The sequence below is a fragment of the Sphingomicrobium sp. XHP0239 genome (genome assembly GCF_039555325.1).
GTDB classification, from domain to species: domain Bacteria; phylum Pseudomonadota; class Alphaproteobacteria; order Sphingomonadales; family Sphingomonadaceae; genus Sphingomicrobium; species Sphingomicrobium maritimum.
Window position 1 is genome coordinate 912,361 of record NZ_CP154608.1, and the last position, 24,482, is coordinate 936,842.

Genomic DNA, 24,482 nt, shown 5'->3' on the forward strand with positions numbered 1-24,482 from the left:
GCGCCCATGACCCGACCCATTCTTACCGCCGCCGAAATGCGCCGGCTCGAACAGACGGCCTTCGATGCCGAAACCGACGAACGCGCGCTCATGGAACGCGCGGGTCTCGCGCTGGCGCAAGCCGCGCTAGCGATGTTCGGACCTCGCGACACGATCATACTCGCGGGCACCGGCAACAACGGCGGAGACGGCTACGTCGCTGCTCGAGCGCTGGCCGACGCCGGGGCCTCCGTGCGGATCGTTCGCACCGGCGAACCGGGAACCGACACGTCCAAGGCCGCGGCCGGCGACTGGGCGGGCCCGACCGAAATGTTCGCTTCCGATACCGAAACTGCCGATCTGGTCATCGATTGCCTGTTCGGCACCGGCCTGTCACGACCCATCGAGGAGGATGTCGCAAATCCTGCTCGGCGGCTTCTGGGTGCAGCGGATCGCCGTATCGCCTGCGACCTGCCGTCGGGCGTCGTAGCCGATACGGGCGAAACGCTCTCCGATCTCGGGCCTTACGACCTCACGCTCGCGCTCGGCGCGATGAAGCCTGCGCACCGGTTGGCGCCGGCGATGCAGTCCTGCGGCCGGGTCGCCATCGCACCCCTCGGTCTCGAGCCGGAAAGCGACTGGTTCGAGATCGAACGTCCCGACCTGCCCAAAGGCGATCCGCTCGGCCACAAGTTCGATACCGGAATGGTCCATTGCCTGTCGGGCGCGATGCCGGGCGCGATCGCACTGTCCGCGCATGCCGCGGCGCGGGCAGGGGCCGGATATGTCCGCGTCTCGACGAGCCGAATAATCGACAACCTGCCCAGCAGCATCGTTCAGACCGAGGATGCTGGCGCCCTCGACGACGAGCGCATCGGCTGTCTGCTCCTGGGGCCGGGAATGGGCGACATTCCGCCGTTATTGACCGTCGCGCTGACCAAGACCCATCCGCTCGTCCTCGATGCGGATGCGCTCGGACACGTCGGCGAGCCCGAGCGTCTTCAGGGTCACGACGCAATCATCACCCCGCACGAGGGCGAGTTCCGCTCGCTGTTCGGCGAGATCGATGGATCGAAGGCCGATCGGGCGCTGATCGCTGCGCAGCGTTGCGGCAATGTTGTCGTCTACAAGGGGCCTGACACGCTCGTGGCCGCCCCCGACGGTCGTCTGGGTTTTGCCCCGCCCGCGCCGGCCGCACTTGCGACCGCCGGGACGGGAGATGTCCTCGCGGGGATGATCGCGGCCATGCGGGCTCGGGGCATGGATGCGTTCGACGCGGCCTGCGCAGGAGTCTGGCTCCACGGCCGCGCGGCCGAGGCGTGCCGCCATCCCCTCATCGCCGACGACCTGATCGCCGCTCTGCCGGCCGTCCTGTGAGCGAGCGGATCGTCCGCATTGCGGGGCGTGGCGACGGTGTGACCGACGCCGGGACATATGTTCCGCTTGCCGCGCCCGGCGACCGTGTCGAAGACGGCCGGGTCGTCGAACGGGGCGGCGGCTATCGCGAACCGCCGTGCCATCATTTTCCGCAATGCGGCGGCTGCCAGCTCCAGCATCTGACCGACGAAGCCTACGCCGAATTCTGCCGCGACCGCGTCATGGGTGCGCTCCAGCAGAAGGGCATCGAAACCGATGTCCTTTCCGCCCATGTCTCTCCGCCGCGATCCCGTCGCCGCGCGGACCTGAAGGCCCTCAAGCTCGGAAAGTCCGTGCTGATCGGCTTCACCCGGGAAAAGTCCCATCAGATCGTCGACATGCGCGAATGTCATGTGTTGGCGCCCGAGCTGTTCGCGATGCTCGACCCGCTTCGTGCGCTTCTGGCCGTTCTTCTGCCGCCACGTCGATCGGGCCGTGTCCAGATGACGCTCACCGACCAGGGCATCGACCTCATGCTGGGCGGCATCGATACCGATGGGCTGGAAGCCGCCGAGGCGCTTCCTGCTTTTGCCGCCAATCATGGACTGGCTCGGCTATCGGTCGATGACGGCTACGGAGCCGAACCTCGCTACGAGCCGCAACCGGTGACGATGACGCTTGGCGGGGTCGCGGTGCCCTTTCCGCAAGGCAGCTTCCTTCAGGCCACGGCCGACGGGGAGGCGGCACTGATCGCAGGCGTCGACGACGCGCTAGCGCAAAGTCCAGGGCCTATCCTCGATCTTTTTGCCGGGCTTGGCACCTTCGCACTCGCGCAGAACCGACCGGTCGAGGCCGCAGAAGCCGCCAAAGATGCGGTCGTCGCCTTGATGCAGGCGGCGCGGCGCGCGGGTCGTCCGGCCGAGGCCGTGCATCGCGACCTTTACCGTCGCCCCTACGACACAAAGGAGCTGGATCCTTTTACCGCCGTCATTCTCGACCCACCCCGATCGGGAGCGGAGGCGCAATGCCGGCAACTCGCGGCCAGCGCGGTTCCAACCATCGCGTTCGTCAGCTGCAATCCGGGTACCTTTGCCCGCGATGCCGCCATTCTCGTGGAAGGGGGCTATCGCCTCGATTGGGTGAAACCGGTCGGACAGTTCCGCTGGTCCACTCATGTCGAACTGGTCAGCCGCTTCTCGCGCTAGAGGTGATAGACGACCTCGATCGCTCCGTGGACCGTCAGTGCGATCAGGCACAGGCTCGATCCCACGAAGCCGATGGCGCGGACCTTGCCGAAGATCTGCTGAAGCGAGTGGATGATGCGGAAACCGACGTAACCCCACGCCAGCGAGACGTTCAGCCAATGATCGGATTGCATCAGGGCGAGCGCCGTGACGATGGCGTAGAACAACGTCGGCTGCTCGACGAGATGCTCGTAGTTCTGGCGCGGCCAGCTCGCCTCGCGCGGCAGATGCTCCTCGACATCTCGCGCGCGGGTGCCGGCAGGCATCTTGTTGACGTCGAAGCCCGAATGCGGCCGCCGCGCGGCCGTCTGTATCCGAATGATCGCCCAGAACAGGACGACGATCGTCCATGCCACCAACGCCACCATCGGCGCGATCAGCGAATATGGAATGTCCATTGAAAAGCCCCCCGCAACAAATCTTGCGGGGGGCTCCTTAGCGTAGGAAGTATCGGCTAGTCGAACATCTTCGCGAAGGCGCGCTTGGTGCGCTCCTTCCAATGCCCACGATGATAGGCGTCGCTGGCCAGGAGCGGCAGGACGCTCGTCGCTTCGGCGAACACCATCTGTTCGAGCGCGGTATCCACCTTGCCCCAGCTACAGGCTTCCTGAAGCGTCGAGGAGCTGCATGCCCCGTCGCGCACGTCCGCGACCGTGATCTGGACCGCATATTTGTGCATTTCCACGTCCTCGTGGCCGAGGATTTCGGCGCATACGACCGTGTCCTGCGCGAAGTTCTTCGGAACACCGCCGCCGATCATCAGCAGGCCCGTGGTCCCGGCCCTGATCTTGATATCGGTGAGCTCGCGGAAATCGGCGATGGCGTCGAGAACCATGTAGTCCTCGCCCGCTTTCATTCGGTCGACCTGGTGCTTCACCAGACCGAAACCCGCACTGGAATCGACGAATGCCGGACAGAAGATCGGAACGTCATATTCGTAGGCCAGCTTGACGAGGCTGTTGTCCTTCTTCCCGTTCTTCGTGAGATACTTGCCCATCTCGCGGATGAAGGCGCGGCTGGAATAGGGCTTTGCCTCGAGGCTGTTTGCGATCTCGGCGATCGTATGATCGGTATCCTGGAGCGCCTCCTCGTCGATATAGGTGTCGTAAATGCGGTCGATGTAAAGCGAGCGCAGCACCTTGTCGTCGGGGATTTCAAGGGCTTGGTAATGTTTGTGGCCAAGACCTTCGAAGAAATCCATGTCGACGATCGTGGCGCCGGTCGCGACGATGGCGTCGACCATGTTGTTGCGCACGAGTTCGGCATAGAGGTCCATGCAACCGCCCGCGCTGGTCGAGCCGGCGACGACGAGGATGACCGAGCAGTCCTTGTCCTCGAGCATCTGGTTATAGATGCGCGTGGCACGGGCCAGGTCACGGCTCGTGAAGCTCATCTTGCCCATCGCATCGATGACGGGACGCGCGTCGAACGACGTGATGTCGATATGCTCGACCGGGCTCTGCAACAGCTCGGCCTTCTTCTGACGGTCGATCTGATCCTCGTGCGGATGGGTGGCGATGTCATCGCTCATGTCGTGACTCCTTGTGATCTTGGTGAATGCGCGGCTTACAAGCGCACGACGTTGCTGGCGTCGTCGGGTTCCGGCCGTGCGCCATAGAGTGTCAGCATCGGTTCGTCCGACACGCGAACGACGTCCTCGACGCCGAAGCCGTTGAACCCAGTCCGCATCGCGTTGCCATACGCCCCGAGCATGCCGATCTCGATATAGTCGCCCGCCTTGATGTCGTCGGGAAGGAAGAAGGGGCCTTCCATCTTGTCCATGTCGTCGCAGGTCGGGCCGAAGAAGCGAAACCCTTTCAAGGGCGCCTCGCTCGGTTCGCTGCGCACGAGGCTGGTAGGATAGCGCCACCCCACGTGCGCGGCATCGAAGAGCGCCCCGTAGGCGCCCTCGTTGATGTAGAGCGTATCGCCTCGCCGCTGCTCGACGCGCGCCAGGACGCTCGAATATTCGGCGCACAGAGCACGGCCCGGTTCGGCCCACAGTTCGGCGGAGTAGCTGATCGGCAGATCCTCGAATTTTTCATGGATCATCTGGAAAAAACCGTCGAGGGCCGGAGGCTCCATGTCGGGATAGGCGCTCGGAAAGCCGCCGCCCACATCGACGATGTCGATCGTCACGGCGCTGTCGATGATGGCTTGACGGACCCGTTCCATCGCATCGCCGAACGCCGCCGGGCTCATCGCCTGACTTCCGACATGAAAACACAGGCCCAGCGCATCGGCGACCTGCCGCGTTTCCATCAGCAATTGCGTCAGTTCTTCAGGCTCCGCACCGAACTTCGCAGCGAGGCTCAGCTTGGCATGGTCCGACGACACCCGCAGCCGTACCAACAGGTTGAGATCGGTCGCCCCGCGCGTACCGCGGCGGATTTTCTCGAGCTCATCGAGGCTGTCGAGGCTGAATGTCTTCACGCCGTGGCAGAAATAGGCTTCCTCGATCGCTTCCTCGGCCTTGACCGGGTGCATGAAACACAGGGTCGCCTCGGGAAGCGTTTCGCTGACGAGCCGAACCTCGCCCATCGACGCGACGTCATAATGGGTAATGCCCGCTTCCCAGAGGACGTGGAGAAGGTCGGGATCGGGATTGGCCTTTACCGCATAAAGGCTTTTGCCCGGAAACTTCTCGACGAAGAAACGCGCAGCGCGGAATGCCGCGTGCGGACGGATCAAGGTAACGGGAAGGATGGGCCTGCGGGCCTGGACTAGCCCCAGCGCGGAATGATGGTCGTGCAATTCACGGGACCTCCGAAATGTCCGGCCTCTTACGGCCTGTTCAACACTTGCTGCCTTGCGGAAGTCCCATGGGGCAGCCGGCGCGCTATATGGCGCTTTCCATGGCGATGTAAAGTGGCTTAACACCGACGACGAAACGCCCCGCGCCAAGCCAACGACTTCTCTTTGACAATGAAAGGCTTAGCGAGCCATGAATGTTCCGACCCGCGACGATGTAAAAGACGCCGCAAAGCGGATTGCGGGCGCGGTCGAGCGCACCCCGCTGACAACCCACGCAATCGGCGATGCGAACGTACGGATCAAGTGGGAAAGCAGACAGACGGGCGGTTCGTTCAAGTTGCGCGGCGCATCGAATCGATTGCTGGCCTTGTCGGACCAGGAACGCGCTCGCGGCGTCGTCGCCTTTTCCAGCGGCAATCACGCCCGCGGTGTCGCCATCGCCGCTCGGCGGCTCGGCATCCGTGCCACGATCGTCATGCCGGTCGATGCGCCCGGGGTGAAGCTGGAGGCGACCAGAGCCGAAGGCGCGCGGATCGTGACCTACGATCGAATGACCGAAAGCCGCGAGCAAATTGCCGCGCGGATTGCCGCGGACACCGGCGCCACGCTCGTCCCCAGCTTCGATGATCCCTTCATCATCGCAGGGCAGGGGACGGTCGGCCTCGAACTTCTCGAACAGTCCGACGAGCCCGTCGAGCGGATCCTCGTCTGTTGCGGAGGCGGTGGGCTTTCGGGAGGGATTGCGCTGGCATGTCCCGAAGCGGAAATCGTGGTGGTCGAACCGGTCGGCTGGGACGACATGGCGCGCAGTATCGCGGCCGGCACGCCGCAGTCGGTCGGCGACGACCCGCCACTCACCCTGTGCGACGCCATTCAGACCTTCCGCCCCGCCGAGGCTACCGTCGCCATTCTGCGTGACGCGGGCGCGCGCGGCGTTCAAGTGAGCGAAGCGTCGGTACGGGAGGCGGTTCGATGGGCGCACGAGCGATGCGCCGAGACCGTCGAGCCGGGTGGCTCGGTCGCACTTGCTGCGCTTCTGTCAGGGGTGATCGAACCGCGAGACGGCGATATCGCGATCGTCAGTGGCGGCAACGTCGATCCGGCGCTACATGACCGATTGGTCGCGCGCGACTAATCGTCGGAGCTACGAAAACCGCTAGGCTACCTGGGCGCGATAGGGGCCGGGATCCATCCGCGCCGGACTGGACCGTTCGACCGCCTGGATCAATTCTTCTAGTTCCGCAGCGAGGATCTGCAGTTCGGCGGCCAATGCCTTGGGATCGGCTTCCTCCATGCCCGCGGAGGCATCGAGCAGCGTTTCCAGCATCATGGAGATGCAGGGCAGGATCGTCTCCTCGATCCGTTCGAAGGCTTCCTCGAGCCGAACTTCGGGGCTAGTCGTTGCCATGCCCACCGCGAATAGACGCGAGAGGGTAAAGAAAGCATGAACTTCCGGGGAAACGATGCCACCGCTTGCCACCGCCGCCCTGTCGTTCGCCATGGTCGCCGCTTTCCTGCTGGGCGCCGTCGGCCTCTCGCAGGTGCGCAAACCTGATCGCCAGACCCGCCAGCGCGGCTGGCTGATGGTGGCGATGGCGATCATCCTCGTCGCCAACGTGCTGATCTGGACGGTCTAGACGATCAGCGGATCGGGCAATCCGGGTCTAGGCGATAGTCGAGATAGGTGTCGATTTCCTTGAACAGCTCCGGAATCTCGTCCGCGAAGAAATGGTTCGCGCCTTTGATTTCCTTGTGTTCGATCGTGATGTGCTTCTGCGTCCGTAACTTGTCGACGAGCTTCTGCACGCCCTGCGGCGTGACGACCTCGTCGGCCGTGCCCTGGATGATGATGCCGCTGGCGGGGCAGGGGGCGAGGAAGCTGAAATCGTACATGTTCGCGGGCGGAGCGATCGAAATGAATCCGCGGATTTCGGGGCGGCGCATCAGCAACTGCATCCCGATCCACGCGCCGAAACTGACCCCCGCGACCCACGTCACCTCGGCCTCCGGGTGAACCTGCTGGACCCAATCGAGCGCGCTGGCCGCGTCCGACAACTCGCCGATGCCATTGTCGAACGTCCCCTGACTCTTCCCGACGCCGCGGAAGTTGAACCGCAAGGTCGCGAACCCGCGCCGCACGAAATCCTTGTGCAGCATCTGGACGATCTGGTTGTTCATCGTGCCGCCGGCCTGCGGATGGGCATGCAGGATCAGGGCGACGGGCGCACGCGGCCGCGGACCGGGGGTGAAACGGCCTTCGAGACGGCCCTCGGGTCCGGGAAAAATCACTTCAGGCATGGGATGACCTTGGCTATGATACAAAGTTGCACGAAAGAGGCGATCCGTGCGCGTGTGCCCTATATAGAGGCGCAATCGCGCGGCGCAATCGCGAGTCGCCACGCGCAAGAGGGGATCCAATGACCATCGAACGGCTCTATTTCGACCATGCCGCCGCCACGCCGCTGCATCCCGAAGCGCGCGCCGCGGTGACGGCGGCCTTCGATTGCTGGGCCAATCCCAACAGCCCCTATGCCGAGGCGCGCGGCTGCCACAAGATCCTCGAAGATGCCCGCCGCACGATCAAGCGAAAGCTAAATTGGGATCACGACCTCCTCTTCACCAGCGGCGCGAGCGAGGCGATTGCGCTGGCCGCCCGAAACGCTCGGGTACCGCGGCGAATCTTCGGCGCGACCGAACATGACGTCGTTCCGGCGAATTTCGGCAACGACGCCGTCAAGCTGCCGGTCGACCGAGATGGCATCGTCGACATGGACACGCTTGCCGACGCTCTGGACGGCGATCCGGCGCTCGTCGGCGTTCAACTCGTGAATAACGAGACCGGCGTCATCCAACCCATCGACGCAATCCGCGACGCGGTTCACGCCGCAGGGTCACTGCTCCTATGCGATGCGGCGCAGGCCGGGGGCAAGATCGCGCTGCCCGATGCGGACATGATCGCCATCTCGGCCCACAAGCTCGGCGGTCCGCCCGGCATCGGCGCACTGCTTGTGAAGGACCTCGCGATGCTCGAACCCGTGGGAGGCCAGGAAAAAGGCTACCGGCGCGGTACGCAGAACGTGCCCGCAGCCGCCGGTTTTGCCGCCGCGCTCGAAGCGGGGCGCTATTTCGAGGCGATGCCGCGTCATGAAGCCCTCCGCCAACGCCTTGAAAACGCGGTGAAAGAACGGGGCGGCGTCATTATTGCCGAGACTGCCCCCCGCATTCCTACGATCGGCGGAATCGCCTTTCCGGGCACGAAGGCGCCGACCTTGCTCGTGCAACTCGATCTGGCCGGTGTCGCCGTCTCGGCCGGCTCGGCCTGCTCATCGGGAGCGATGAAGGGCAGCCGTGTCGTCGGCGAAATGGGGCTGGAATCGCAAATCCACGAAGCCTTCGTTCGCGTGAGCTTCGGCCCCGATACGGGCGAGGCCGACATCGATGAATTGCTGGTCCGCCTCGACAATATACTGAAGCGCGCCCGCGCCGCGTGATCTACCTCGATTATCAGGCCACCACGCCCCTCGCTCCCGAGGTGCGTACCGCAATGGAGCCGTGGCAAGACGAGAAGTTCGCCAATCCCCACGCCCCTTATCGCGCGGGGCGAGAGGCCGCCGTCGCCATCGAGATTGCCCGCAACCAGGTCATGGAAACGCTCGGCCGCGACACCGGTACGCTCGCCTTCACGGGATCGGCGACCGAAAGCCTCAACTGGGCCATTCGCGGCATTCTGCCCGAGCAACGCGCCCATATCGTCACGCTCGCGACCGAACATGCCGCCGTGCTCGACACGGTCGCCTTCGCGGGGCGACGCCATGACGTCACGGTTCTACCGGTCGAGACCGACGGCATCGTCGATCTGGATCGAGTAAAATCGGCGCTCCGTCCCGATACCGCGCTGGTCGCGGCGATGCTCGTCAACAACGAGATCGGGGTGATCCAGCCCGTCGCCGAGATTGCGGCGATCGCGCACGAGGCAGGTGCGCTCATGCTCTGCGACGCGGTTCAGGGCTTGGGGAGGGTGCCGATCCCCGAGGGTCCCGACATGATCGCCGTGTGCGCGCACAAGATCCACGGCCCCAAGGCCATTGGAGCACTGTGGTTGGGTGACGGCGTCACGCCGGAACCCCTGATCCACGGCGGTGGACAGGAGAAAGGCATGCGCTCCGGGACTCTGAGCCCCGCGCTCTGCGCCGGCTTCGGTATGGCGGCGCAACTGGCGCGGCAGCGTTTCGAGAAAGATCGTGCCCACGTCGAAAGTCTGTGGGAAATCGCGCGCACCATTTTGTCGGACTGGCACCTCAACGGCAGCGTCGACCACCGCTATCACGGCAACCTCAATCTGCGGCGCGAAGGGCTCGATGCAGCGCGCCTTTTCGCCGACCATCGCGATATCGCCTTCTCGCTCGGCAGTGCGTGCGCCAGCGGATCGGGGCGTCCGAGCCACGTCCTTCGCGCCCTCGGCCTTTCGGACCGCGAGGCCCGAAGCTCGATCCGTTTAGGCTTCGGTCGCTATACGGATCCCGACCGCTTTGCCGACGCCCTTCGACAGCTCGACCAAAGCGCCAAAAAACAATGACCTGCATCCGTTTCCTCAAGACCGACGGCAGCCTCGATCGAGAGGTGGACGCCGCGCCCGGCAAGCGCCTTCTCGACGTCGCGCAAGCGGCCGGTCAGCCGCTCGAAGGCACGTGCGAGGGGGCGATGGCCTGTTCCACGTGCCACGTCGTCGTCGACCCCGCGGACTTTGCCGCCCTCCCGCCCGCGAGCGAGGAGGAAGACGACCTCCTCGACTTTGCTCCCTACGTCACCGCCACCTCGCGCCTCGCCTGCCAAGTGGAGGTTCCTGCCGACGGCACGCTGACCGTCCGGATGCCCGGCAAGCATACCGACTGGAGCAAGTCCTAGCCTCTTGCTTCGGAACGGAGCGCCTGGCCGTCCGAGCCGGTTGGGAGGGGTTCATGACCGACTTGCATCGCGGCGCCCGCATTGCCATATGGCGTCTCGGAAGTCGGCGGACGATCTGTCCGTGAACCTGGTCAGGCCCGGAAGGGAGCAGCCACAGCGGTTTCGGTCGGGTCGTCGGCTTCCACCCCTATACATCCGTCACGGCGCATGCGTTTCTGTCCTGCGCTTGGACCGGGTAGTCGACGCCGATCCCGACGAAGTCCGGAAGCCGCTACGCAAGCCATCGCGGTCCTGCTAGCCTCGGCACGTGACCGACGATTCGCCCGACATTCCCACCGAGATCGACGCCGGGCCAGGCCTCGGCCTCGACGAACCCGAACAGCCGCAGGCGTCCGAGAATGCCGCCTATCAGGTACTCGCGCGCAAGTATCGACCGACGACCTTCGACGAACTGATCGGCCAGGATGCGATGGTACGCACGCTGGCCAACGCGATCGAAAGTGACCGCATCGCGCACGCCTTTCTGATGACGGGGGTGAGGGGGGTCGGAAAGACCTCGACCGCGCGGCTCATGGCGAAGGCCCTCAATTGCATCGGTCCCGACGGCAATGGCGGCCCGACGATCCACCCGTGCGGCGTCTGCGAGCCGTGCCAGGCGATCGCCGAGGGTCGCCACATCGACGTGATCGAGATGGACGCTGCCAGCCACACCGGCGTCGACGACATGCGCGAGATCATCGAGGCGGTGCGTTATTCCTCGGTCTCGGCGCGATACAAGATCTACATCATCGACGAAGTCCACATGCTGTCGAAAAGCGCGTTCAACGCCCTGCTGAAAACTCTCGAGGAACCGCCCCCCCACGTCAAATTCCTGTTCGCCACGACCGAGGTCGACAAGGTCCCCGTGACCGTCCTTTCCCGTACCCAGCGGTTCGACCTCCGGCGCATCTCCGCCGATCAGCTCGCCGACCATTTCGCGGGGATCGCCGAGAAAGAGGGCATCGCCGTCGAGCCCGACGCACTCGCCATCATCGCGCGCGCTGCCGAAGGATCTGTACGTGACGGCCTGTCGCTGCTCGACCAGGCGATCGCACACGGCGGCAAGGAGGTCAGCGCCGCCGAAGTCCGCGACATGCTCGGCCTTGCCGATCGCGGCCGGGTACGGCGGCTGCTCGATCTTCTGATGGACGGCGACGATGCGGGCCTGCTCGCGGGCCTCGACGAGGCGCACGAACTGGGCCTCGAGCCTGCCTCCCTGATGCGCGGCCTGCTCGACAGCCTCCATGCGATCAGCCGCCGCAAGGCCAGCGGCAAGGATGACGTCCTCCGCTCGACGGAAGAACGCGCCGCCATCGCCGCGGACGCCGAAGCGATGGGCTGGCCCCAGCTGCATTCGCTTTGGCAATTGCTCCTGAAAGGGCTGAAGGACGTTGAGGTCGCTCCCGACCCGCGCGAAGCCGCCGATATGGCCTTGCTTCGCGCCGTTCATGCAGCGGGGATGCCCGATCCCGGTGCGGTCATCGATGCGCTTAATGGGGGCAGGGCGCCCCCTGCGCCCGCCAATGCCAGTCCAGATCTCGCACCGGCCCCGACTCGGGCGCCGCCCGCAGCCGCATCAACGATCGCCGAACCGCAGAAGAGTCCGGCCGAAGCGCCGCCCCGCGCGACCGCCGACCGTTCGCACGCGGGACTGCCGCCCACCTTCGCCGATTTTCATGCCCTCATCGACCGCGATACGGCCAACGCGCTGCTCGCCGTCGAACTGCATGACAAGGTGGGAGTCGTCGCATACGATCCGCCCTGCCTGACGCTTCAGCCGAAAGCTCCGCTCGACGGCGATTTCGCGCGCTCGTTGGCGAAGGCCGCCGAAGGAATGACCGGCCGAGCGTGGACCGTGTCGCTTGAACGGCAGGGGGGCGGCCCCAGCCTCGCCGAACAAGCGGTCATGGCGAAACAGGCCGACCGCGATGCCGTCATGCAATCCCCGATGGTGAAGGCGGTAACCGACGCCTTCCCCGATGCCGAACTCACCGACATAAAGGACGCAAGCTAATGCCCGAAATGCCCGACATGAACGCCATCATGGAAATGGCGAAAAAAGCGCAGGAAGATCTCGCCAACGCCCAAGCCAATCTCGACAAGATCGAGGTCGAGGGTTCGTCCGGCGGCGGGATGATCAAGATTCGCGCCAGCGCCAAAGGACGCATCATTCGGGTCGAGATCGACGACAGCCTGATGAAGCCCGACGACAAGGGCATGCTCGAGGATCTTGTCGCCGCCGCCTTCAACGATGCCAAGATGAAAGCCGATCAGGCCGCGGCAGAGGAAATGCAGAAAGCCACCGGCGGTCTCCAGATGCCGCCCGGCTTCCAGATGCCTTAGCGGTATCGCCCCTTCATTAAGGCAAACCCACTTCAGGAGAGTGACGCCATGACCATCCGCCTCGGTACCCAGCAGGACTGGCCCCTCAACGTCATGCGGCTGGTCGACCATGCCGCCCGAGAACATGGGGATCGCGAGGTCGTGTCCGCTTGGGCCGACGGCAGCATGACGCGCACCAACTGGGCCGAAATCGCCACCAGATCGCGCAAGTTGGCGTCCAAGCTGCAATCGCTTGGTATCGAGCGGGGCGACCGGATTGCAACACTGGCGATGAACCATGAACGTCATCTGATCAGCTGGTACGGCACGATCGGCATGGGCGGTGTATTGCACACCCTCAACCCGCGCCTCTTTCCCGAACAGCTCGCCTACATCGTCAATCATGCCGAAGATCGCGTGATGCTCTACGATGCCATGATGAAGCCGCTGGTCGACGCCATGCGCGACAAATGGCCGAGCATCGAACATTTCGTCGTCTACGATCCGCCGGAGGGATGGGAAGGCGACCCGAGCTTCGAAGAGTGGATTGCGGACGGCGACGAAGATTTCGAATGGGTCGAGGCGGACGAGCGCGATCCCATCGGCCTTTGCTACACCTCCGGGACCACAGGCAATCCGAAGGGCGTCATCTACGAACATCGCGGGATGATGCTCCACGCGCTGGCCGAGGTGCAGCCCGACTGCTTCGATCTCGCCAAGCGCGACTGCGCATTGCCGATCGTGCCCATGTTTCATGCCAATGCCTGGGGCCTTCCCTGGGCCGCCCCGCTGGTGGGGTGCAAGATGGTGCTCAGCGCCGATTACACTGCCAAGCGCATGGTCGACCTGTTCCGCGAGGAGAAGGTTACCCATTCCGCGGGCGTTCCCACCATCTGGGTCGATATGATCGCCCATATCGAGAAATCCGGCGACGAGCTCGGTTCGCTCAAGATGGTGACGATCGGCGGATCGGCCGCGCCGCGCGCCATGATCCGCTGGTTCCGCGAACGCGGGGTCGAGGTCGGCCACGCCTGGGGAATGACCGAACTGTCACCCATCGGCACGCTCGCGGGCAAGCCGCACGGCTGGGACGAGATGAGCGACGAGGAGCAGGTCGATTATACCGCGCGGCAGGGCAGGGTGCCTTTCGGCATCGAAATGCGGATCGTCGACGACGACGGCAAGGTCCTGCCGCGCGATGGCAAGGCGACGGGCGATCTGCAGGTCCGCGGACCGTGGACCATCGAACGCTATTTCAAGGCAGACGAGCCTGCGGTCGACGGGGACAATTGGTTCTCGACCGGCGACGTCGCCGCGCTGCATCCCGACGGTTCCATGCAGATCACCGACCGCTCGAAAGACGTCATCAAGTCCGGCGGCGAATGGATCAGCTCGATCGAACTCGAGAACGCCGCCATCGGCGTCGACGGCGTGGCCGAAGCCGCCTGCATCGGAATCTTCCACCCCAAGTGGGACGAACGGCCGTTGCTTGTTTGCGTAAAGAGCGAAGGCAAAGATCCCAGCGCGGACGACGTCATCGAAGGCATCCGCGACCAAGTCGCCAAATGGTGGCTCCCCGACGCGGTCGAGTTCGTCGACGAACTACCGCATACCGCGACCGGAAAATTGTCGAAAAAGACGCTTCGAGAACAGTTTATCGACTATAGCTTCGATGGTGTCGAAGCGATGGCTGGGCGCGACTGACAAGTTGACTGCCGGTAAAGGCTAAAGCTCGGGAATCGTTCGCCGCGCCGTGGATCCCCGTTCCGCAGCGGGGAGACTGGAATATCGCGCCTGCATTCGCTACCTGCGCATCAACTCAACTCCCATCGTAGGAATTCGCGACCCATGGCCGCCCAATATGCTTTCGTCATGAAGGACATGACCAAGTCCTTCCCCGGTGCCAAGGCGCCGGTCCTCTCCAACATCAACCTGCAATTCTATCAGGGTGCCAAGATCGGCATCGTCGGCCCGAACGGCGCGGGCAAATCCACCCTGATGAAGATCATGGCGGGGATCGACACCGACTTTCAGGGCGAAGCCTGGGCGGGCGAGAATATCTCGGTCGGCTATCTGGCGCAGGAGCCGCAGCTCGACGAGAGCAAGACTGTGCTCGAAAACGTCAAGGACGGCGCGCGCGATGTCGCCGACAAGGTCGACCGCTTCAACGCCATCAGCAACGAGATGGGCGATCCCGGTCCCGACACCGACTTCGATGCACTGATGGCCGAAATGGGTACGCTCCAGGAAGAGATCGACGCGGTCGATGGCTGGACCTTGGACAATCAGCTCGAAATCGCCATGGAAGCCTTGCGCTGCCCGCCTTCCGACGCGTCGGTGGAAAATTTGTCGGGCGGCGAGAAACGCCGGGTCGCGCTGACCCGCCTGCTGATTCAGAAGCCCGACATTCTGCTGCTGGACGAGCCGACCAACCATCTCGACGCGGAAAGCGTCAACTGGCTCGAAAACCATCTCAAGGAATATCACGGTGCGGTGCTGATGATCACCCACGATCGCTACTTCCTCGACAATGTCGTTGAATGGATCCTCGAGTTGGATCGCGGCAAGTATTTCCCGTACGAAGGCAATTATTCGACCTACCTCGAGAAGAAAGCCAAGCGCCTCGAGCAGGAAGCGCGTGAAGAAAGCGGGCGACAGAAATCGCTCAGCCGCGAGCTCGAATGGATCCGGCAATCGCCGAAGGCGCGCCAGACCAAGTCCAAGGCCCGTATCCGCAAGTTCGAGGAGCTTCAGGAAAGCCAGGGCAATCGCAAGCCTGGCAAGGCGCAGATCGTTATCCAGGTACCCGAACGCCTCGGCGGAAAGGTCATTGAGATCGAGAACGTCACCAAGGCCTATGGCGACAAACTGCTGTTCGAAGATCTCTCGTTCTCGCTGCCCCCCGGCGGAATCGTCGGGGTCATCGGCCCCAACGGTGCCGGCAAGTCGACGTTGTTCAAGATCATCACCGGACAGGAACAGCCCGACAAGGGCAAGGTCGAGATCGGCGAGACCGTGCGTCTGGGATACGTCGACCAGTCGCGCGACGACCTGACGCCGACCAACAATGTCTGGGAGGAAATTTCCGACGGTCTGGATTACATGGAGGTCAACGGCCACGAAGCATCGACGCGCGCCTATGTCGGCGCGTTCAACTTCAAGGGCGCCGACCAGCAGAAGAACGTCGGCAAGTTGTCGGGCGGCGAACGCAACCGCGTGCACATCGCCAAGATGCTCAAGCAGGGTGGCAACGTCCTCCTGCTGGACGAACCGACGAACGATCTCGACGTCGAAACGCTGGGTGCGCTGGAGGAAGCCATCGAGAATTTCGCCGGCTGTGCCGTGGTAATCTCGCACGACCGCTTCTTCCTTGATCGCCTCGCGACTCACATCCTCGCGTTCGAAGGCGACAGCCATGTCGAATGGTTCGAAGGCAATTTCGAAGCCTATGAGGAGGACAAACGCCGTCGCCTCGGCGATGCCGCGGATCGACCGAGCCGCGTCAGCTACAAAAAGCTCAGCCGCTAAAACGTATCGATAAGGGGCGGGGTATCCGCCCTTTATTCCCTAACCTCAGTAGCTTATGGTCACCAATGAATCGGGTGACAGGGTGACGCGGCGTTCGCCGAATTGCCGATGGGTAGGGGGACATTTTGGCTGAGATCGAACAGCCCGCGGGCACGCAGGACCACGAGTCCGACCAAATCCATTACCGGCTGGAGCAGCAGCGCTTCCTCGCCGAGTTCGGCACCGCGGCCCTTCGGTCGACGAGCATCGAAGAAATCCTCGATTGCGCTGCCGAGTTCGCGTCGAAGGGGATGCGTTCCCGCTTTTCCAAACTGCTGCGCTACCGTGAGAAGACCGGCGATCTCCTCCTGGTCGCCGGGGTAGGTTGGGACGATGGCGTCGTGGGTCACATGACCCTGCTTCACGATGATGCAAGCCCGGCTGGCTATGCCTTCAATCACGACTCCTCGGTGATCTCAAACCACCTTTCGGAAGAGGATCGGTTCCGGACCCCCAAATTCATGTCCGACCACGGCATCGAACGCGCGATCAACATCCTCATCAAGGTGAAGGATCGCAAGTGGGGCGTCCTCGAAGTCGACAGCAAGCATGACGGCCAGTTTTCCAAGGACGATCTTGCCTTCATGCAGGCGCTGGCGGACCTCGTGGGGGTAGCCATCGGGCGTCAGGAGAAAGAGGAGCGCCTGACCCAGGAAGCACGCTATCAGACGATGCTCAACCGGGAAGCTTCGCACCGGGTGAAGAACAGCCTCGCGCTTATCACTTCCATGCTTCAGCTGCAGTCGAACGGCGCCGACGCGAATACCGCGCGGGCGCTCAAGAAGGCGCAGGATCGCATCGGCACGATCGCCAACGCTCACGACCTTTTGTGGCAGAGCGATAAGCTCGGCTCGGTCGAGATCGGCGAGATGATCTGCAAGGTTAGCGAGAACCTCGAGGAGGAAGGCAGGGTGAGCTGCGAGGCCAGCAATCTGCCCAATATCACCGTGCCCGCCGAAATCGCGATCCCGATCGGAATCATCGTCAACGAGCTCGTCACCAATGCGATCAAATACGCCTATCCAGTTGGCGAAGGCACCGTTTACATCGAGGCATTCGACGAAAAAACCCTCTACCGCGTCATCATCTGTGACCATGGTCGAGGCATGCCAGAAGATTTCACCCTCGAGGGCTCGCACCACGGAAGCCTTGGCATGCGGTTGATCTCGGCGCTCGTCCGCCAGCTGAAAGCCGATATCCGGTTCGAGGATAACAGTCCCGGCACCCGTGTCGTGCTCGAAGTGCCGATCGGAGATCGAACTTCGGCCACCGTCGCGGAGCAATCCGCCTAGACCTAACGCCGCCGGCTCTATGATCCGTCAAGAACCGCGCGATAGCAGGGCTATTCCTTCTTGCGCCGCGGCTTCCTGTTCGGGGAGGATTTCCCGCCCTCCGCGTCATCGTCGGCTTGTGAATGGTCGCGATCGATTTCCGCGTCGTCCCCCAGCGTCAGGTCCACGTCGTCTTGCGCGGCCGCTGCGTCAGCGGCTTCCTCTGCCGCCATTCGCGCTTCCTCGGCAAGGGTCTCGACCCGCATCCGTGCCCGCTCCATGCGTCGTTCCAGACGCTCGGCCACGCGCTGCGCTCGTGCGGCGGCCTGAGCCGCGCGATGCGCCGCTCTCTGTGCACGCACTTGCGCATCATTGCGAACATCGTCGGAAAATTCGCGTGCTTCGTCGCGCCCATGGTCGCGCATTCCGGCAGCGCAATCCTTCGCCTCGCGATGCGCTTCCCACGCGCGTGCCCGATTTTCGGCGATTTGCTCACCCATCGCCCGCACGAACTCGTCGCGTGCCATCATCGCCGCTTCGCGAAATGCCCGGAACGGATCGTCCTTGCCATACCTACCCATGCCATACCTCCATCTGTTGCCCTGTCCTACGACAGCAATACACCAGATGGGTATCTATTTTGGCGCGTCAAGGGATCGGAGAGCGCATCACACGGCAAGCCAGCGCGCGTCCGTTCCGTCCCACACCGCGCGCCGATGTCCATCATGGGCGAGATACAGCCAGTCGACCTCGGCGATGTCGACGATCAGCACGCAAAAATTCTCTCTCGCTTCGGCTTCCAGGCGCTCGTCGCTCGGTTGTTCGTCGCGCACGTCTTCAGGCAGGTTGGGGGAGGGGCCGTCCACTTCTGTCCCCGGCGGCACGGGGGCGAGATAGCAGCGCCGTGCGAAATTGTTTCCCGTCGCCCACGACGCCGCGGCCGTGGGCCCGTCGCGTTCGATGCGCGCAGTCCCGCGCACCCGTAGCTGCACCTTGGCGTCCTTGTCGTAGAGCAGGACCCCCGCTCGCGGATCGGCCTCGAAAGCCGCAATCTTCGGGCTCCGCACGTCGCTATGGAAGCGAAGCGTCATCGCCTCCGCATCGAAATCGCGGAGCACCATGGTACGGACCTCCGCATTCGCGCTGGCCACCGCAGGCACGTGCATCGGGCTCCTTCGGTTCTGGGCCGCATCGGTCAGTCGCGCAGCAATATCGGCAATGACGTCGTCGAGGGAAGCGATCTCCATCCGCCCGCCCTAGGCCGCGCGCTCGGAAAGAAAAAGGGCCGACCCGACGGCCGACCCCTTGTTCCTTTTCCGATGGTTGGCGCTGGCTCAGCTGTTGCCACGTCCACCCGGAAGCGGCGGAACCGGCGTTCGTTGGCCGTGCGCGATATCGTCTTTCTTGTTGACGCCTTCGCTGGCTTCGGGGTCGCGAACCCGCTCTTCGCTCGCTTGGGTGCCGACATCGGTCTGGATGTCGCCACCGCTCCGGCTCTGAAAGCTCGGAGTTTCGAGGCTGCGTTCCAGCATCTCGCTGTCGTCGTTCTGTTTGGCCGTCTCGGCCCTGCGGTTGAGATCCTTGCTCATCGTTCGTCCTTTTCTAAAGCTGCACGTCGGCGCGATTGTCGGAATATTCGGGCTTTTCGCTGTCGCCGGTCACGAAATGGATGGCTGCCTGGAGAAGATGTTCGGCACCTTCGTTTTCCCAAACGTTCGCCTCGGTCGTGTCGAAGCGCAGCAGCACCAGATTGGGGTTGTTCTTGTCACCGTCGAACCAGGGGGCGATCATCGCGTTCCACAGCCGGTCGATCACGGCGCGGTCGTTGTCGACCACCAGCGTTCCGTGAATGTGCGCGAACACGTCGTGGCCCTTCGACTGGAAGGACGCGATCGCGCCCTTGCTGCGCTGAATGTCGGTATAGAGGCTCTCGCGCTTGTCGGCGAAGAAATAGATGGTCCGATTGCTTTCCTCGCCATCGATCTGGACGGTCATCGGACGCGTCCGGCTGTCCTCGACGCCCTGCAAACCCAGCATGACGAACGGGCTGTTCCCGTCCAATGCCTTCCACAGTTTCTTTTCGAGCCGCGCCTTCGTTTCGGCGGGGTTTTCCGTGTCGTTCTTGAAGAACATGCAAAATCTCCTTTTTCCTTGGTTTCCCAACGAAAGAGGAGAGGGGGCCGTTCCGTCGTCCTACCGCAGCCGTTTCACGACCAGCCGCCCGTCGGAACCCTTCTTGACGTCGAAATTGTCGAGGTCGCGGATCAGATCGGACAGGCGTGTATAACCGTAGTTGCGTACCGCGAAGGACGAGACGGCCTTGGCCCGCTGGCCCAGTTCGGACAGCGGAGTGAAGCCTTCCTCATCGCGCTTGGACTGCTTGTAGGCATTACCGAGGATGTCGAGGAGGTCCTGGTCGACGCGTTGGTCGAGCGGCGCTTCATCCTCGCCATTTTCCTTCGCCAGCTTGGCCGTATCGTAGAAACGCGTACAACCCTGCTGGAAGCTGGTCGGCGCCTTCTGCGTCCCGAAGCCGTAGCAGGGGATTCCCCCCTCGCGGATCCGCTGAGCGAGCGGTAGGAAATCGCTGTCCGAGGACATGATACCGAACGCACCAATGGTGCCGCGATGGAGCAGGTCCATCGCTTCGATCACCATCTTCATGTCGGTCGCCGACTTGCCCTTGACGATATCGAACTGCTGAACCGGTACCAGGCTGTGCCGCCCGGTCAGATCCGCCCAGCCGCGAAGGCTGTTCTTGCGCCAGTTGCCGTAGACACGGCGGATATTGATCTCGCCCCATTCGGCCAGCACCGTCAGCACCTCGTCCAGATGGTCAGGACTGGCGTTATCGGCATCGATCAGAAGCGCGATATTCAGCTCTTCGTCGCCGCGATCGTTTCGCCTGCTCATCGTTCGTTCACTCCCATCCGTCTCACATAGCGTCTCGGCGGCGGAACGAAACCCCGTGCCGCCGCGTCATTCCTGAAGTATTCGTCCAAGGAGACCCACCAATGAAGAAGATTCTCATTCCCGCGATGGCTGCCGGCCTCATGGTGACCGGTTGCGCCACCAACGACCCCTATGGCTACAACGACCCCTATGCCCGCGCCGACAATGATCAGCGCGACCGTGCGCTGCGCGGTGCCGCCATCGGCGCGGCTGCCGGTGCCGTCGCAGGCGCCGTGGTCGACGGTGTGTCGGTTGTCGAAGGCGCCGCTGTCGGCGCTGCCGGCGGTGCGGTGATCGGTGCGGTCATCAAGGGCCGTCAGTATTACCGCGATACGCGCGGCTACTGCTATTACGTCGATGGGAACGGCAATCCCGTCTACGACTACGACACCGACTGCTAGTCGCGTCTATTCTTCGCGAAAATCGCCGCTTTCCTCGTCGAGGACGGTAAGACGACCTTTCGCGATCCCGAAGTGGCAGCCGTGGAGCGAAAGCTTCGCGGCTGCTTCTCGTTCGGCGACGTAGGGATAGGAACGCAAGTTTGTTAGGCTGTGGCGGATCGCCGCCTGTTCCAGTCCCAGTTGCTTGTCCTCGATCGTCTCGTCCGCGACCACAGCGTCGCGCGGTTCCTTGATCAGTCCGATCCAGTCGTCGACGAAACTGCGCCCCGGCTGACCGAGGTCCGCGCCGGACAGCGCGGCACCGATCCCGCCACAACTCGCGTGACCCATGATCACGATATGACGAACGCCTAGACCGAGCACGCCGAACTCGATCGCCGAGGCAACGCCATGAAGCCCCGGGCCCTGATCGTACGGCGGCACCAGGTTCGCGACATTGCGCACCACGAAGGCGTCGCCCGGTCCGATGTCGAAGATCGCGCCCGGATCGACACGGCTGTCGCAACAGCTGACGATCATCACCGGGGGCGACTGCCCGTCGGCGAGTTCGGACCAGCGTTCACGCTGGCGCTGATAGTCCTGGCGGCGAAAACGGTAATAACCGTCGAGCAGTGTCGTAAAAGCGTTCATACGCCGCTCGCTACTCCCACGGCCTTCACATAGGCAAGCCCCATCGCTATCTCGGCCCCATGAACACGCCGATGACCCCCGAACGTAAGCGCAAGCCCGACTGGATCCGAGTGAAGGCCCCCGTCAGCGAAGGCTATAACGAGACCCGAAAACTCATGCGCGAATTGGGTCTCGCGACCGTTTGCGAGGAAGCGGCCTGTCCCAACATCGGCGAATGCTGGACCAAAAAGCACGCCACGGTGATGATCCTCGGCGACACCTGCACCCGCGCCTGCGCCTTCTGCAACGTGAAGACGGGCATGCCGATGCCGGTAAATCCGCTGGAGCCCGACAATGTCGCGATTGCCGCGGGGAAGATGGGTCTGAAGCATATCGTCATCACCAGCGTCGATCGCGACGACCTGCCCGACGGCGGCGCCGACCAGTTCGTTAAGGTTATTCAGGCCCTGCGCCGCGAGACGCCCGACACGACCATCGAGATTCTCACTCCCGATTTTCGCGGCAAGCATGAACAGGCGATCGAGAAGATCGTGGCCGCGCGTCCCGATGTCTTCAACCACAACCTCGAAACGGTGCCGCGGCTCTATCCGACGATCCGCCCCGGTGCCCGCTACTACGCGTCACTGCGGCTACTGGAGCGGGTGAAGAGCCACGACCCGTCGATCTTCACCAAATCGGGCGTGATGCTGGGCCTCGGTGAACAACGGCTCGAGGTTCACCAGGTGATGGACGACATGCGCTCGGCCGACGTCGATTTCCTGACGATGGGCCAGTATCTCCAACCAACGCCGAAGCATGCGAACGTCGAGGAATTCGTGCCCCCCAAGACGTTCGATGCCTATGCCTCGATCGCGCGCGCCAAGGGCTTCCTGATGGTCGCGGCAAGTCCGCTCACGCGTTCGAGCTATCATGCGGGCGACGATTTCGCCGAAATGCGCGCCAATCGCGAGAAGAAGCTGGCGCGGGCAGGAGCTTCTGCCTGATGCCTCGCCACAGCGAGACGCGCTATCTTCCCTATAGCCCCGAACAATTGTTCGACCTCGTCGCCGATGTTCCGAGCTATCCCCAGTTCCTGCCGTGGGTCAGCGCGATCCGCGTGCGCTCGTCGAGCGACACCGAGATGGTCGCGGACATGGTCGTCGGCTTTAAGGCGTTCAAGGAACGTTTCACCAGCAAGGTGACCAAGAATCGCCCCGATCACATCGCGGTCGATTACATCGAGGGGCCACTGAAGTTTCTCCACAACGAGTGGCGATTCGAACCCGACGGAGAGGGCGGAACGCACCTCAACTTCTGCGTGGATTTCGCCTTCAAGAACCGGATCTTCGAAAGCGTCGCGGGTCAAATGTTCGATCGAGCGCTGCGCCGCATGACCGACGCCTTCATCGAGCGTGCCGATCAACTCTACGGCAACGACAGTGCCAAGGCCGCCAGCGCCGCCTGACGCTGGATCGTCGCGCGGTCGGCGGTCGGGCTGAACTGCTCGAGCCGCGCGTTCGCCCCGCCGTCCGTCGCGATCGCGAACCACACCGTTCCGACCGGCTTGTCCACCGAACCACCGCTCGGCCCCGCAACGCCGGTGATCGCCACTGCCCGATCGGCGCCCGAACGGACGAGCGCCCCCTCCGCCATCGCGATCGCCACGTCTTCGCTCACCGCCCCGGCGGTTTCGAACAGCACCGGGTCCACCCCCAGCATCCGCATCTTCGCTTCGTTCGAATAAGTGACGTAGCCGGCGACGAAGACATCCGAAGACCCCGGCAGCGCAGTCATCGCGGCGGACACCAACCCGCCCGTGCAACTCTCGGCGAACGCCAGACGCTCGCCCGCGTCGCGGCAGGTGTCGAGAACTCCTCGTGCCCGTTCGAGCAGATCGGACGGGAGGTTGCTCACGCAGCGGCCATGCGGATCGTCGCGATTGCCTGGCAGGCGATACCCTCGCGCCGGCCCGTGAAGCCAAGCTTCTCGGTGGTCGTCGCCTTCACGCTCACCGCACCCATCGCCAGATCGAGAATCTCCGCAATCCGTTCGCGCATCGCCTCGCGGTGCGGTCCGATCTTGGGCGCCTCGCAGATCACGGTTGCATCGACATGATCGATGATGCCGCCTGCCGACCGGACAAGCTGCGCCGCATGGGCGAGAAACTGGTCGGACGCCGCCCCCTTCCACTGCGGATCGCTCGGCGGAAAATGCTCGCCGATATCGTCCATTCCCGCCGCGCCTAGCAGGGCATCGGTAATCGCATGAAGAAGCACGTCCGCATCCGAATGACCGGCCAGTCCCCGATCGTGCGCGATCTCGATCCCGCCCATCATGATCGGCCCGTCGCCCGCAAAGGCGTGGACGTCATATCCCATGCCGGTGCGCGATATCATGTCCGTCTCCATTCGTGTTGCGGCGCGGCGCCAGTCGGCAGGCACCGTCAATTTGTCGAGCAGCGGATCGCCCGCCACCGTCGCCACCCTATGCCCCGCGGTGAGAAACAGGCTCGCCTCGTCAGTCGGGGAAGAGGCGTGATCGTCCTGCCGCTCCATCATTTCAATCAGTGTCGCTAAACGGAAGGCCTGCGGTGTCTGGACCCGCACCAACCCCTCCCGATCCTCACCTCGCTTGAGGTCGCCATTGTCGCCGCGACGCGCGACGGTATCGGAAACATTGAGGACCGGAACCACAGCGTCGTTCGTGCGGAGCGCCTCTACCAGTCGATCCACGACCCCGGCAGGACAGAAGGGTCGCGCGGCATCATGAACGAGAACCCACTCGCTTTCCACCGCTGCAAGACCCGCGCGCACACTGTCGGTTCGCATCGCTCCGCCTTCGATCAAGGGGCCCACGTCACGATTCCCGAGTGCGCTGAGCGCCATCGTCTCCTGCCCCGGGCCGATCACGACGCGCACCGCGTCGATCGCAGGGTGGGGGAGGAGGGCGTCGACCGCGTGCGACAGCACCGCCTTGTCGGCCAGTATCGCATATTGCTTCGGCACGTCCGCGCCCATGCGCGTGCCGGACCCGGCGGCGACGATCAGTGCGGTGATGCCCATGTCGCCGCCATGCCGCGCAAA

At 63.6% G+C, this 24,482-nt stretch carries 28 protein-coding genes and 1 other RNA gene; 16 read left to right on the forward strand and 13 right to left on the reverse strand.

Features of this window, described 5'->3' with window-relative positions; all coding sequences use genetic code 11:
* Window positions 1–6 precede the first annotated feature (6 nt).
* The gene (locus WJT74_RS04615) at window positions 7–1,356 is read left to right on the forward strand and encodes an NAD(P)H-hydrate dehydratase (RefSeq protein WP_343347407.1); all 1,350 of its coding nucleotides are present in this window, start codon (window positions 7–9) and stop codon (window positions 1,354–1,356) included.
* Complete coding sequence (locus WJT74_RS04620) at window positions 1,353–2,540, forward strand: class I SAM-dependent RNA methyltransferase (protein WP_343347410.1); 1,188 nt, start codon at window positions 1,353–1,355, stop codon at window positions 2,538–2,540. The genes WJT74_RS04615 and WJT74_RS04620 overlap by 4 nt, the downstream gene beginning before the upstream one ends.
* Here WJT74_RS04620 and WJT74_RS04625 read toward each other — a convergent pair.
* The 3 genes from WJT74_RS04625 to WJT74_RS04635 are packed head-to-tail and all read right to left on the reverse strand — an operon-like array spanning window position 2,537 to window position 5,333.
* On the reverse strand, window positions 2,537–2,977 hold the full coding sequence (locus WJT74_RS04625) for an MAPEG family protein (RefSeq protein ID WP_343347412.1): 441 nt from the start codon (window positions 2,975–2,977) through the stop codon (window positions 2,537–2,539). The genes WJT74_RS04620 and WJT74_RS04625 overlap by 4 nt on opposite strands.
* A gap of 56 nt (window positions 2,978–3,033) precedes the next feature.
* Window positions 3,034–4,110 (reverse strand): 1,9-bis(guanidino)-5-aza-nonane synthase, encoded by a 1,077-nt coding sequence (locus WJT74_RS04630; protein WP_343347414.1) that lies wholly within the window; start codon window positions 4,108–4,110, stop codon window positions 3,034–3,036.
* A gap of 35 nt (window positions 4,111–4,145) precedes the next feature.
* The gene (locus WJT74_RS04635) at window positions 4,146–5,333 is read right to left on the reverse strand and encodes a type III PLP-dependent enzyme (RefSeq protein WP_343347416.1); all 1,188 of its coding nucleotides are present in this window, start codon (window positions 5,331–5,333) and stop codon (window positions 4,146–4,148) included.
* Between the two features lie 190 nt (window positions 5,334–5,523).
* Between WJT74_RS04635 and WJT74_RS04640 the strand changes: the two genes are divergently transcribed.
* Window positions 5,524–6,468, forward strand: coding sequence for a threonine ammonia-lyase (locus WJT74_RS04640; RefSeq protein WP_343347418.1), 945 nt, complete (start codon window positions 5,524–5,526; stop codon window positions 6,466–6,468).
* 21 nt (window positions 6,469–6,489) lie between these two features.
* Here WJT74_RS04640 and WJT74_RS04645 read toward each other — a convergent pair whose 3' ends face one another.
* Window positions 6,490–6,741 (reverse strand): hypothetical protein, encoded by a 252-nt coding sequence (locus WJT74_RS04645; protein WP_343347420.1) that lies wholly within the window; start codon window positions 6,739–6,741, stop codon window positions 6,490–6,492.
* Window positions 6,742–6,796: 55 nt separating this feature from the next.
* Between WJT74_RS04645 and WJT74_RS04650 the strand changes: the two genes are divergently transcribed.
* On the forward strand, window positions 6,797–6,970 hold the full coding sequence (locus WJT74_RS04650) for a hypothetical protein (protein WP_343347422.1): 174 nt from the start codon (window positions 6,797–6,799) through the stop codon (window positions 6,968–6,970).
* A 4-nt stretch (window positions 6,971–6,974) separates the two neighbouring features.
* On the opposite strand, the gene WJT74_RS04655 is transcribed toward WJT74_RS04650, so the two are convergent.
* Window positions 6,975–7,631 (reverse strand): alpha/beta hydrolase, encoded by a 657-nt coding sequence (locus WJT74_RS04655; RefSeq protein ID WP_343347425.1) that lies wholly within the window; start codon window positions 7,629–7,631, stop codon window positions 6,975–6,977.
* Window positions 7,632–7,750: 119 nt separating this feature from the next.
* Here WJT74_RS04655 and WJT74_RS04660 point away from each other — a divergent pair, with 119 nt between their 5' ends.
* The 9 genes from WJT74_RS04660 to WJT74_RS04700 all read left to right on the forward strand — a co-directional run bounded on the left by WJT74_RS04660 (window position 7,751) and on the right by WJT74_RS04700 (window position 17,458).
* Window positions 7,751–8,824, forward strand: coding sequence for a cysteine desulfurase family protein (locus WJT74_RS04660; protein WP_343347427.1), 1,074 nt, complete (start codon window positions 7,751–7,753; stop codon window positions 8,822–8,824).
* On the forward strand, window positions 8,821–9,909 hold the full coding sequence (locus tag WJT74_RS04665; RefSeq protein ID WP_343347430.1) for a cysteine desulfurase family protein: 1,089 nt from the start codon (window positions 8,821–8,823) through the stop codon (window positions 9,907–9,909). The genes WJT74_RS04660 and WJT74_RS04665 overlap by 4 nt, the downstream gene beginning before the upstream one ends.
* Entirely contained in the window at window positions 9,906–10,238 is a 333-nt protein-coding gene (locus WJT74_RS04670; RefSeq protein ID WP_343347432.1) for a 2Fe-2S iron-sulfur cluster-binding protein, read from the forward strand. Before WJT74_RS04665 ends, WJT74_RS04670 begins: the two co-directional genes overlap by 4 nt.
* Before the next feature lie 95 nt (window positions 10,239–10,333).
* Window positions 10,334–10,427: signal recognition particle sRNA small type (gene ffs, locus WJT74_RS04675), an RNA gene on the forward strand.
* 118 nt (window positions 10,428–10,545) lie between these two features.
* On the forward strand, window positions 10,546–12,291 hold the full coding sequence (locus WJT74_RS04680) for a DNA polymerase III subunit gamma/tau (protein ID WP_343347434.1): 1,746 nt from the start codon (window positions 10,546–10,548) through the stop codon (window positions 12,289–12,291).
* Between the two features lie 8 nt (window positions 12,292–12,299).
* Entirely contained in the window at window positions 12,300–12,620 is a 321-nt protein-coding gene (locus tag WJT74_RS04685; protein ID WP_343348102.1) for a YbaB/EbfC family nucleoid-associated protein, read from the forward strand.
* A 48-nt stretch (window positions 12,621–12,668) separates the two neighbouring features.
* Window positions 12,669–14,303, forward strand: coding sequence for a long-chain fatty acid--CoA ligase (locus tag WJT74_RS04690; protein WP_343347436.1), 1,635 nt, complete (start codon window positions 12,669–12,671; stop codon window positions 14,301–14,303).
* A gap of 144 nt (window positions 14,304–14,447) precedes the next feature.
* Window positions 14,448–16,127: an energy-dependent translational throttle protein EttA gene (ettA, locus tag WJT74_RS04695; protein WP_343347438.1), complete on the forward strand. Its 1,680-nt coding sequence runs from the start codon at window positions 14,448–14,450 to the stop codon at window positions 16,125–16,127.
* 125 nt (window positions 16,128–16,252) lie between these two features.
* Entirely contained in the window at window positions 16,253–17,458 is a 1,206-nt protein-coding gene (locus WJT74_RS04700) for a sensor histidine kinase (protein ID WP_343347441.1), read from the forward strand.
* Between the two features lie 50 nt (window positions 17,459–17,508).
* On the opposite strand, the gene WJT74_RS04705 is transcribed toward WJT74_RS04700, so the two are convergent.
* From WJT74_RS04705 to WJT74_RS04725, 5 genes are all read right to left on the reverse strand, one after another.
* Window positions 17,509–18,018: a hypothetical protein gene (locus WJT74_RS04705; RefSeq protein WP_343347443.1), complete on the reverse strand. Its 510-nt coding sequence runs from the start codon at window positions 18,016–18,018 to the stop codon at window positions 17,509–17,511.
* Between the two features lie 87 nt (window positions 18,019–18,105).
* Window positions 18,106–18,684, reverse strand: coding sequence for a pyridoxamine 5'-phosphate oxidase family protein (locus tag WJT74_RS04710; RefSeq protein ID WP_343347445.1), 579 nt, complete (start codon window positions 18,682–18,684; stop codon window positions 18,106–18,108).
* An 87-nt stretch (window positions 18,685–18,771) separates the two neighbouring features.
* Entirely contained in the window at window positions 18,772–19,026 is a 255-nt protein-coding gene (locus tag WJT74_RS04715) for a hypothetical protein (RefSeq protein WP_343347447.1), read from the reverse strand.
* Between the two features lie 13 nt (window positions 19,027–19,039).
* On the reverse strand, window positions 19,040–19,570 hold the full coding sequence (locus WJT74_RS04720; RefSeq protein ID WP_343347450.1) for a pyridoxamine 5'-phosphate oxidase family protein: 531 nt from the start codon (window positions 19,568–19,570) through the stop codon (window positions 19,040–19,042).
* A 60-nt stretch (window positions 19,571–19,630) separates the two neighbouring features.
* On the reverse strand, window positions 19,631–20,350 hold the full coding sequence (locus WJT74_RS04725; protein WP_343347453.1) for an NYN domain-containing protein: 720 nt from the start codon (window positions 20,348–20,350) through the stop codon (window positions 19,631–19,633).
* Window positions 20,351–20,451: 101 nt separating this feature from the next.
* Here WJT74_RS04725 and WJT74_RS04730 point away from each other — a divergent pair, with 101 nt between their 5' ends.
* Window positions 20,452–20,790, forward strand: a complete 339-nt coding sequence (locus WJT74_RS04730) for a YMGG-like glycine zipper-containing protein (RefSeq protein ID WP_343347455.1) — start codon at window positions 20,452–20,454, stop codon at window positions 20,788–20,790.
* Between the two features lie 6 nt (window positions 20,791–20,796).
* On the opposite strand, the gene WJT74_RS04735 is transcribed toward WJT74_RS04730, so the two are convergent.
* Complete coding sequence (locus WJT74_RS04735) at window positions 20,797–21,420, reverse strand: carbonic anhydrase (RefSeq protein ID WP_343347458.1); 624 nt, start codon at window positions 21,418–21,420, stop codon at window positions 20,797–20,799.
* A gap of 71 nt (window positions 21,421–21,491) precedes the next feature.
* Here WJT74_RS04735 and lipA point away from each other — a divergent pair, with 71 nt between their 5' ends.
* Both lipA and WJT74_RS04745 read left to right on the forward strand, forming a co-directional pair.
* Window positions 21,492–22,403, forward strand: coding sequence for a lipoyl synthase (gene lipA, locus WJT74_RS04740; RefSeq protein ID WP_343347460.1), 912 nt, complete (start codon window positions 21,492–21,494; stop codon window positions 22,401–22,403).
* Entirely contained in the window at window positions 22,403–22,864 is a 462-nt protein-coding gene (locus tag WJT74_RS04745) for a type II toxin-antitoxin system RatA family toxin (RefSeq protein ID WP_343347463.1), read from the forward strand. Before lipA ends, WJT74_RS04745 begins: the two co-directional genes overlap by 1 nt.
* Here the strand turns inward: WJT74_RS04745 and WJT74_RS04750 are convergent.
* Both WJT74_RS04750 and WJT74_RS04755 read right to left on the reverse strand, forming a co-directional pair.
* Window positions 22,825–23,313 carry a CinA family protein gene (locus WJT74_RS04750; RefSeq protein WP_343347466.1) on the reverse strand — a complete coding sequence of 163 codons (489 nt, stop codon included), beginning with the start codon at window positions 23,311–23,313 and terminating at the stop codon, window positions 22,825–22,827. The genes WJT74_RS04745 and WJT74_RS04750 overlap by 40 nt on opposite strands.
* Complete coding sequence (locus WJT74_RS04755) at window positions 23,310–24,461, reverse strand: bifunctional 2-C-methyl-D-erythritol 4-phosphate cytidylyltransferase/2-C-methyl-D-erythritol 2,4-cyclodiphosphate synthase (protein WP_343347467.1); 1,152 nt, start codon at window positions 24,459–24,461, stop codon at window positions 23,310–23,312. Before WJT74_RS04755 ends, WJT74_RS04750 begins: the two co-directional genes overlap by 4 nt.
* Window positions 24,462–24,482: the final 21 nt, after the last annotated feature.